This window comes from Bradyrhizobium sp. WSM4872, assembly GCF_055811715.1.
Map to the genome: position 1 here is coordinate 139,131 of NZ_JBVVPT010000018.1, position 9,116 is coordinate 148,246.

Genomic DNA, 9,116 nt, shown 5'->3' on the forward strand with positions numbered 1-9,116 from the left:
CAGCGGTCCATACGATTGCGCCCGGCTCCGGAGGCAATTTCAGGTCCGGCCGAGCGGCGGTTGGGACAGGTAGGCGAGCATCTTCATTTCCCGCCGCCCGCGCGTCACGGTGTCGAGCACGAGCCCCGACGAAGCCGAAAGCAGCGCCATGATCATCAGGCCCATGGAGAGCACGGCAGTCGGCAGGCGCGGTACGAGGCCGGTCTCGAGGAAGGTGATCACGACGGGCAGCCCGAAAGCGATCGACAGCAGCGCGAGGACGATGCCGATCGCCGAAAAGAAGCGCAGCGGACGCTCCGACCGGTTGAGCTTCAGCATCGTGTTGAAGATGCGCAACCCGTCCTGCCAGGTATTGAGCTTGGAGAAGGATCCTTCCGGACGCGCGTAATAGGGCGTCTCGACCTCGACGACCGGCAGCGACAATTCCAGCGCATAGACCGCAAACTCGGTTTCGATCTCGAAACCGCCGGACAGGACCGGGAAGGATTTGACGAAGCGGCGCGAGAACACGCGGTAACCGGACAGGATGTCCTTGAAGGCGTGACCGAAGGTCGATGCCAGGAAGCCGGTGAAGAGCCGATTGCCGATGCGATGACCGCGCCGGTAGGCCGCTTGCGATTGATCGACACGCAGACCGACAACCATATCCAGATGCTCATCGAGGAGCTGGTCGATCATGCGCGAGGCGCTCGGCGCGTCGTAGGTCGCATCGCCATCGACGAGCACGTAGATGTCGGCCTCGATGTCCGCGAACATGCGGCGCACGACGTGGCCCTTGCCCTGGCGCCGCTCGCTGCGCACGATCGCTCCGGCCTCGCGCGCGACCGCCGCGGTACGATCGGTCGAGTTGTTGTCGTAGACGTAGACCTCGGCCGCAGGCAGTGCCTTGCGGAAATCGGCGACGACCGTCGCGACGGCGGCTTCCTCATTGTAGCAGGGCACCAGCACGGCGACCCGAAATGGCCATGACCTCGTCGATTCAGACAATCTTCATCCCTCGTCCATGCGCCGACAGCGCAGGCGCGGCGATTTACTAGCACAGGCCGCCATCATCGCCACGTCGCAATCCGCGGCCTGTCGTGAAGGACTTCCGCAATCCGCAGCCGCGTGCCGGGCGTGGTCCCCTCGGGCAGCGCGGTAACCGCGAAGAACCCGCACTCGGCGATCTCGCGGTTGGGCGCGGGCAGTCGATCCTGCCTGAACTGCCTGATGACGTAGACCGCGACATGGTCGCGGCGGGAGACGTGGCTGTTGAGGAAGACGCCGTGCAGCACGGCGTCGCCGGTGAGATCGATATCCCCCTCCTCCTTGAGTTCGCGCCGCAGCGCCTGCTCCATGGTCTCGCCGAGATCGACGCCGCCGCCGGGCAGGTACCAGCCTGTGACGTAGCTGTGCCGGACCAGGAACACTCTGGTGTCGGCATCCAGCACCACGGCACGGACGCCGAGCGTCATGCCGCGGACCAGCAGGAAATAGGCGTGGAAGATTCGCCGCAGCAGCGGCTCGAATCTCCGTCGGACGCTGTTCAGACGTTCTCCCATCGGGCTCCCTTGATGCCCCGCTTGCACCTGGCCTGCGACCTTGCCATTACATCGGGCGAATAGCGAGGCAATCGCCCCCAATGGCCCCCTTCACGCTCGCCCATCTGTCCGACCCGCATCTGCCGCCGCTGCCGAAGCCGCGGTTGATCGAGCTCGCCGGCAAGCGCGCGTTCGGCTATGTCAACTGGACGCGCAACCGTCACAAGTACCAGCGCCGCGAGGTGCTCGACGCACTCGTCGCCGACGTGAAGGCGCAAGGTCCCGACCACATCGCGGTCACCGGCGATCTCGTCAATCTGGCGCTGGAGGCGGAATTCGCGCCGGCGCGCGCCTGGCTCGACGGCGTCGGCCCGCCCGATCGCGTCACCACGATTCCCGGCAATCACGACGCCTATGTCCGCGCCACCTTTCATCGCTTCGGGGAAACCTTCGCGCCCTATCTTGCGGGGGACGACGGCCGTATCGGCTTTCCGAGCCTGCGCCGGCGCGGGCCGCTCGCGCTGATCAGCCTGTCCACGGCGGTACCGACCTTGCCTTTGATGGCGACAGGCACGCTTGGACGGGATCAGCTCGCGTCCCTCGAACAGGTGCTCGGGCGGCTCGCAGCCGAGGACGTGTTTCGCGTGCTGCTGGTGCATCATCCGCTGAAGTCCGGCGCGCGCCACAAGCGGATGACTGACTCCGCCGGACTGCTGACGCTTTTGCAACGCCACGGCGTCGAGCTGATCCTGCACGGGCACGACCACATTCATTCGACGATGTGGTTCGAAGGCCCCAACGGCAACATCCCCTCGATCGGCGTGCCGTCGGCCTCCGCGCTCGCGCACGGGCACACCCCGGCTGCGGCCTACAATCTGTTCACGATCGAGAAGGATAACACCGGCTGGCGTTGCGAGCAGACGGTGCGGAGCGTGGGGGTCGGATTTCAGATCGGGCAGATCAAGCATGTGAAGTTGATTTAGACCACTGTCATTCCGGGGCATGCGAAGCATGAACCCGGAATGACAGTGGAGGAAAGTTCACCAGCTCCGTAGGGCCGCGAGCACAGCAACCCCGAACAGCGCGGCGGCGCCGAGCACAAATCCGAACACGAATGGCCAGAGGCGCGAGCGGCGCCGCGGCGGCGCGACCTCGGGCTTCGGCTCGGGCGGGATCACCATCGCATGCTCGCGCTCGATCATGCGGCGGGCGACGTAATCGGTCACGGCCTCGACGATGACAGCGGTGTCGTGCGATTCGGCGAGCACGATGCGGCCGAAGCGGGTGTCCTGCACGAAGCGGTACATCCGCTTGTCGCGCCCCATCAAGATGTGCGCGACGACGTCGATCCAGAGCCTGGGCGTATCGCCCTGGCTGATGCCGCGGTCGAACAGGTCGATCTTGTCAGGCACCTGCGCGAACAGGGGATCGAGCGAATCGTTGAGGATCTCGAGCCGCGCCACCTCGGCATCGCGCAAATCGACGACGACGCCGGTCCGGTCGGCGGCCTCGATCCGCGCGCGCAACAGCGCATCGCGCAGCCGCACCGGGCGCGGCTGGGTGGGATGGATCCCGCTGGTCTCGGGCTCTGACATTGGCGGCCTCGTCCTCACTTGGCCGGATTAACCTATCAGCAACCAAAGTGTCCGCAAAGGCCCTACAATTCCAGTTACTTACGGTGCCCACAGGTCGTTCACCTGTGCCAAAAACAGACGATCCCACCCGGCTTGCGCCGGATGGGACCCTCCGTCCTTGGACGTCTTCTTATTCAGATTGTCATGTCAGTTCAGATTGTCAGGCCGAGACCCGCGACGGCTCTTCCACGATCGAGAAGCGGACGCCGGCCTTGTGGCGGTTCTCTTCCGAGACCGAGCGCCAGGCGTCCTCGGCCTCCTTGCGGGTCTTGAACGGACCCTGCACCTGGGCCGAGCCTTCCACCAGCTTGTGGAAGTTCATCGAGCCGAACTCGCCGCCGATCACCCAGAAATTGCTGTTGGTCATTGTCAGTCTCCTGTCGATTAGCGTGATGCGTTAGCCGAACTGGTTCATCGTGTTGTGGGCGCCGCCCGCCTTCAGGGCAGCCTCGCCGGCGAAGTATTCCTTGTGGTCGTCGCCGATGTCGGAGCCGGCCATGTTCTGGTGCTTGGCGCAGGCGATACCCTGACGGATCTCGGCGCGCTGGACGTTCTTGACGTAGCCGAGCATGCCCTGGTCGCCGAAATATTCCTTCGCCAGATTGTCGGTCGAGAGCGCCGCCGTGTGGTAGGTCGGCAACGTGATCAGGTGGTGGAAGATGCCGGCACGCTTGGCCGAATCCGCCTGGAAGGTACGGATGCGCTCGTCGGCTTCCTTCGCCAGCGGCGTATCGTCGTACTCGACCTTCATCAGCTCGGCGCGATTGTACTTGCTGACGTCCTTACCCGCTTCCTTCATCGCGTCGTAGACCTGCCAACGGAAATTGAGGGTCCAGTTGAACGAGGGCGAGTTGTTGTAGGCCAGCTTCGCGTTCGGAACCACCTTGCGGATCCGGTCGACCATCTTGGCGATCTGCTCGATATGCGGCTTCTCGGTCTCGATCCAGAGCAGGTCGGCACCGTTCTGCAGCGAGGTGATGCAGTCCAGCACGCAACGGTCTTCGCCGGTGCCCGGGCGGAACTGATAGAGATTCGAGGGCAGCCGCTTCGGACGCATCATCTTGCCGTTGCGATTGATGATGACGTCGCCGTTGCGGGCGTTCTCCGCCGTCACTTCCTCGCAATCCAGGAAGCTGTTGTACTGGTCGCCGAGGTCACCGGGCTTGTGGCTGACCGCGATCTGCTGGGTCAGGCCGGCGCCGAGCGAGTCGGTGCGGGTCACGACGATGCCGTCTTCGACGCCGAGTTCGAGGAAGGCGTGGCGGCAGGCCCGGATCTTGGCCAGGAACACCTCGTGCGGCACGGTGACCTTGCCGTCCTGGTGGCCGCACTGCTTCTCGTCCGAGACCTGGTTCTCGATCTGGAGCGCGCAGGCACCCGCCTCGATCATCTTCTTGGCGAGCAGATAGGTCGCCTCCGCATTGCCGAAGCCGGCGTCGATGTCGGCGATCACGGGGACGACATGGGTCTGGAAGTTGTCGATCTTCTCGATCAACTCCTTCTCCCGGGTCTTGTCGCCTTCCTTGCGGGCCTTATCGAGGTTGCGGAAGATATCGTTCAGCTCGCGCGAGTCGGCCTGACGGAGGAAAGTGTAGAGCTCTTCGATCAGCGCTGGGACCGAGGTCTTCTCGTGCATCGACTGGTCGGGCAGCGGGCCGAACTCGGAGCGCAGCGCCGCAATCATCCAGCCGGACAGGTACAAATAGGTGCGATCGGTCTTGCCAAAGTGCTTCTTGACCGAGATCAGCTTCTGCTGGGCGATGAAGCCGTGCCAGCAGCCCAGCGACTGCGTGTATTTGGTGGGATCGCCGTCATAGGCGGCCATGTCCGCCCGCATCAGCGCCGCGGTGTAGCGGGCGACGTCGAGGCCGGTCTTGAAGCGATTCTGCAGGCGCATGCGGGCGACGGCCTCGGCCGACACCCCGTTCCAGGTCGGCTGGGTCTCCAGTAGCGAGCGGGCCGCCTCGACTTCACTCTGATACGAGGCGGGGGCCTGGAGGGTGCTGATGCCGCGGGGTTGGTAGTTCATGTGCCTGATCCTTTTCGCCGACGATGGCCACCAGCCATCGACATTCTTGACAATGCATTGCGAGATGCGTGTCAGAAGCTAAACGCGAGAAAGCTCAGCTCGTATAGTGGGCTTGTATTTGAATGGTGATGTCATGTAACATCGGTACTTGTAATAGATGTCACTTTGTAAATATTGTAAATTAAATTGGTCAGCAAGCCTGCCCTTGATACCGCCTCCGGAGACCTGAGAATGCCCGCCGGTTCCAGCAAGAAGCTCTTCGTCGGCCCGCGCTTCCGGCGGATCCGGCAGCAATTGGGGCTGTCGCAGACCCAGATCGCCGAGGGGCTCGGGATCTCGCCGAGCTATGTCAATCTGATCGAGCGCAACCAGCGTCCGGTGACCGCCCAGATCCTGCTGCGGCTGGCCGAAACCTACGACCTCGACCTGCGCGACCTCGCGACCGCCGACGAGGACCGCTTCTTCGCCGAGCTCAACGAGATCTTCTCCGACCCGCTGTTCCGCCAGATCGACGTTCCCAAGCAGGAACTGCGCGATCTCGCCGAGCTCTGCCCCGGCGTCACCCATGCGCTGCAACGGCTCTATGCCGCCTATACCGAGGCCCGGCAGGGCGAGACGCTGGCCGCGGCACAAATGGCCGACCGCGACGTCGGCACCCGCTATGAGGCCAATCCGGTCGAGCGCGTCCGCGAGCTGATCGAGGCCAACCGCAACTACTTTCCGGAACTCGAGCAGGCCGCGGAGACTCTGCGCGACGAGCTGAACGTGCCGGCCGAAGAGCTTTATGCGGCGCTCGCGGCGCGGCTGCGTGAGAAGCATTCGATCCAGACCCGCATCATGCCGGTGGACGTGATGCGGGAGACGCTGAGGCGGTTCGACCGCCACCGCCGCCAGCTCCTGATCTCCGAGCTGGTCGATCCGCCCGGCCGCGCGTTCCAACTCGCCTTTCAGCTTGGCCTGGTGGAATGCGCGCAAGCCCTGGAGACCATCATCGCCCGCGCCGGCCCGCTGGACGATACACCGCGCCGCCTGTTCCGCATCACGCTCGGCAACTACTTTGCGGCCGCCGTGATGATGCCCTACCCGGCTTTCCTGGCTGCGGCGGAAGCATTGAACTACGACATCCATCTGCTGGCGCAGCGCTTCAATTCCGGCTTCGAGCAGGTCTGCCATCGGCTCACCACCCTGCAGCGGCCGAATGCGCGCGGCATCCCGTTCTTCCTGCTTCGTGTCGACAATGCCGGCAACGTCTCGAAGCGATTTTCATCGGGCACGTTCCCGTTCTCGAAATTCGGCGGCACATGTCCGTTGTGGAACGTGCACTCGACCTTCGATACGCCTGATCGCCTGCTGAAGCAGGTGATCGAGCTGTCCGACGGCACGCGCTATTTCTCGATCGCGCAGATGGTGCGCCGCCCCGTCGCGCCGCACCCGCTGCCGCAGCCGCGCTTCGCCATCGGCCTCGGCTGCGAGATCCGTCACGCCGCGCGCCTCGTCTACGCCGCCGGCATCGATCTGGAGAAAACGGAGGGCACGCCGATCGGCGTCAACTGCCGTCTCTGCGAACGGGAAAACTGCGCCCAGCGCGCCGAGCCGCCGATCACGCGCACGCTGATTTTGGACGAGACGACGCGGCGGGTGTCGAGCTTTGCATTCTCGAATGCACGGGAGTTGTAAGGGGACGGCTGCGCGCTGAGTGGCAAGCGCACGCCATTCACTCCGCTGTCGTCCTGGACAAGCGAAGCGCAGATCCAGGACCCATTACCCCGGAAGCGAGTTTGGCGAAGATTCGTAACTACGATCTCGTGCCACAACGACTCGCTGGGGTAATGGGTCCTGGCTTTCGCCAGGACGACATCGGGGAAGCAGCAATCCGCCCAATCCCTACGCCAGCGTATGCACGATCACCGGCCCCGCGGCGGCGCGGGCGTCGCCTGCAAGCAGCGCGCCCAGATCCTTCTCGATCCAGGCGATCGCACGCCTGTTCGCCTCCTCCGCCTGCTCGAACTTGTCGAAGATCGAAATCGCCGTGACCGTGTCGTCGCCGGCATAGACGACGTAATAGGCGCGGAAGCCGTCGACGTCGCTGATGATCGGAACGGCGCCTTCCTTGATACGGCGCGCCAACTCTTCGGCGCTCCCGCTTTTCGCCTTGGCCTGACGGATGGCGGCATACATGGCATCCTCCCTTCCGGCTATCTGGTTTGAGGGCCTGGTGCCCGGACCGCATGCTACGCCGAAGCGCGTGGGCAATCCACGCTTGGTTAACCCGGCGCTAATTCAGTTCCGCGATCCGCAACGATCGATTAAGCACGCCTCAACATCGCTGCCTTAGTCTCGCCCCACTCACTTTTCGCAAACAACGGCGGCTTATCCTGCCGCGTGAAGTGACATCAGGGGGTTCATCATGCGCATTGCGTTGCTGCTGACCGCGACCATTGTCGGCGCGCTCTTTGCCAATTCGTCCCATGCCGGACCGCTTGATGCGTCCGCCGGCGCAGCGCAGGCGTTACCGCCGGGCTTCCAGAGCTACCGCGGCTACATGTTCGACCTGTCGGAGAATTCCGACCGCAAGGATGTCGACAAGCTCACCGACAATGTGAAGAGCCAGATCGACGTGGTCGAGGCTGCCGGCCTCTCGCCGCGCGTGCTGCGCTTCTTCCGCACGGTCCCGATCATCGCCAGCGAGTTGGCCTGCCTCGACGAAGGCGCCGCGACCGCCTGCTACGGCCGGGTCACGCCTGACATCCAGCGCACCGCTCCCCGCACGCTGACGGTCTGGGACCCCAACAAGCAGCGCTGGAGCAATCCGAACGCCGTCGACCTCGCGGTCGATTCCGGCCTTGGCGTGATCATGCTGCGGCCGGACATGATGCGGTACGAAAAGGAAGCCGTGCTGCTGCACGAGCTGCTGCACGCTTACCACGCGCGGCTGTTGCCGGACGGCTACGCCAACAAGGGCGTGATCGGCTATTACGCCTACGCCAAGTCCAAGGATCTCCTGCCCAAGGAATCCTATGCGCTGAAGAATCACATGGAGTTCTTCGCGGTGACCGCCAGCATCTTCCTGGCCGGGAAGAGCGAATTCCACGACCCGAAGTCGCGCGAGGCGCTCAAGGAGAAGTTGCCGGACTATTACAAATATCTGGTCGGCGTGTTCGGCTTCGACCCCGATCCGGCAGCCTCGAGCGGCCCGGTCGCCTCGCTGAAGTAAGACAGAAAGCGCCAAACCAAGCCCAAGAGCCGCGCACGCAGCGCGGCTCTTTTGTTTTGCTCACCGGAAGCTGCGGATGACGCGTGGCCGGGAATTGCCAAGGTGGGGCCTGATCTGCATAGTCCCGCCCGCATCGATATTGTTTTCGAAGAGGATAGAACAACATGGCGGACGCCGACCTGGATGTCGTGATCCGGCAACTGGCCAGACAGCTGCATACGGGCCTGATGTCCCGCGCCAAGGAGCGGCGGGATCGATTCAACGGCCTTGCGGCCAAGGCCAAGGGCAAGGAGACCGGCGACCGCTTCAAGATGATGGCCAAGGCCACCATGGAGCAGGCCATTGCGGCCGCCAAGCGCCTGCAGATGTCCGCCGACAACGTCGCCGACAGCTACGCGCGGTCGATGCGAATCGCCGCCAGCACGCCGGTTGCGGTGAAGGTGGAGAAGAAAGCGCCCAAGGACAAGCCGGTGAAGAAGGCCAAGAAAGCCAAAGCCAAGAAGGCGAAGTAGGCGCTCAGCTTCTTCCTTCTCCCTTTGTGGGAGAAGGTGGCGCGAAGCGCCGGATGAGGGGTTGTTTCCGCGAATTCAACTGCAGCAGGCTCACGCGCGGAGAGATACCCTCACCCGTCGCGGCCCCGCGCCGCGCGCCCCCCCCACCCCCCCCGGGGGCGGGGGTGGGCGGCGCCCCCCCCGGGAGAAAAATAGAACCTGCCGGGG

Annotated in this window: 10 protein-coding genes; 4 read left to right on the forward strand and 6 right to left on the reverse strand. The window is 64.1% G+C overall.

Features of this window, described 5'->3' with window-relative positions; translation table 11 throughout:
* Positions 1–39: 39 nt before the first annotated feature.
* Both AC0L3C_RS23225 and AC0L3C_RS23230 read right to left on the reverse strand, forming a co-directional pair.
* Complete coding sequence (locus AC0L3C_RS23225) at positions 40–987, reverse strand: glycosyltransferase family 2 protein (RefSeq protein ID WP_473409072.1); 948 nt, start codon at positions 985–987, stop codon at positions 40–42.
* Between the two features lie 62 nt (positions 988–1,049).
* Entirely contained in the window at positions 1,050–1,541 is a 492-nt protein-coding gene (locus tag AC0L3C_RS23230; protein ID WP_473262816.1) for an NUDIX domain-containing protein, read from the reverse strand.
* A gap of 80 nt (positions 1,542–1,621) precedes the next feature.
* Here AC0L3C_RS23230 and AC0L3C_RS23235 point away from each other — a divergent pair, with 80 nt between their 5' ends.
* Positions 1,622–2,503 (forward strand): metallophosphoesterase family protein, encoded by an 882-nt coding sequence (locus AC0L3C_RS23235; RefSeq protein ID WP_473409073.1) that lies wholly within the window; start codon positions 1,622–1,624, stop codon positions 2,501–2,503.
* 57 nt (positions 2,504–2,560) lie between these two features.
* Here the strand turns inward: AC0L3C_RS23235 and AC0L3C_RS23240 are convergent, their stop codons facing one another.
* The 3 genes from AC0L3C_RS23240 to AC0L3C_RS23250 all read right to left on the reverse strand — a co-directional run bounded on the left by AC0L3C_RS23240 (position 2,561) and on the right by AC0L3C_RS23250 (position 5,183).
* Positions 2,561–3,115 (reverse strand): hypothetical protein, encoded by a 555-nt coding sequence (locus AC0L3C_RS23240; protein WP_473409074.1) that lies wholly within the window; start codon positions 3,113–3,115, stop codon positions 2,561–2,563.
* Between the two features lie 199 nt (positions 3,116–3,314).
* Entirely contained in the window at positions 3,315–3,521 is a 207-nt protein-coding gene (locus tag AC0L3C_RS23245; RefSeq protein ID WP_007595122.1) for a DUF4170 domain-containing protein, read from the reverse strand.
* A gap of 30 nt (positions 3,522–3,551) precedes the next feature.
* Positions 3,552–5,183 (reverse strand): isocitrate lyase, encoded by a 1,632-nt coding sequence (locus AC0L3C_RS23250; protein WP_456765628.1) that lies wholly within the window; start codon positions 5,181–5,183, stop codon positions 3,552–3,554.
* Positions 5,184–5,414: 231 nt separating this feature from the next.
* Between AC0L3C_RS23250 and AC0L3C_RS23255 the strand changes: the two genes are divergently transcribed.
* Positions 5,415–6,860, forward strand: coding sequence for a helix-turn-helix domain-containing protein (locus AC0L3C_RS23255; RefSeq protein ID WP_473278922.1), 1,446 nt, complete (start codon positions 5,415–5,417; stop codon positions 6,858–6,860).
* A gap of 207 nt (positions 6,861–7,067) precedes the next feature.
* Here AC0L3C_RS23255 and AC0L3C_RS23260 read toward each other — a convergent pair whose 3' ends face one another.
* Positions 7,068–7,361 carry an antibiotic biosynthesis monooxygenase gene (locus tag AC0L3C_RS23260; RefSeq protein WP_007607017.1) on the reverse strand — a complete coding sequence of 98 codons (294 nt, stop codon included), beginning with the start codon at positions 7,359–7,361 and terminating at the stop codon, positions 7,068–7,070.
* A gap of 229 nt (positions 7,362–7,590) precedes the next feature.
* On the opposite strand from AC0L3C_RS23260, the gene AC0L3C_RS23265 reads away from it, so the two are divergent.
* Complete coding sequence (locus AC0L3C_RS23265) at positions 7,591–8,397, forward strand: hypothetical protein (RefSeq protein WP_354169671.1); 807 nt, start codon at positions 7,591–7,593, stop codon at positions 8,395–8,397.
* A gap of 164 nt (positions 8,398–8,561) precedes the next feature.
* Positions 8,562–8,909 (forward strand): hypothetical protein, encoded by a 348-nt coding sequence (locus tag AC0L3C_RS23270; RefSeq protein WP_473262810.1) that lies wholly within the window; start codon positions 8,562–8,564, stop codon positions 8,907–8,909.
* Positions 8,910–9,116 lie beyond the last annotated feature (207 nt).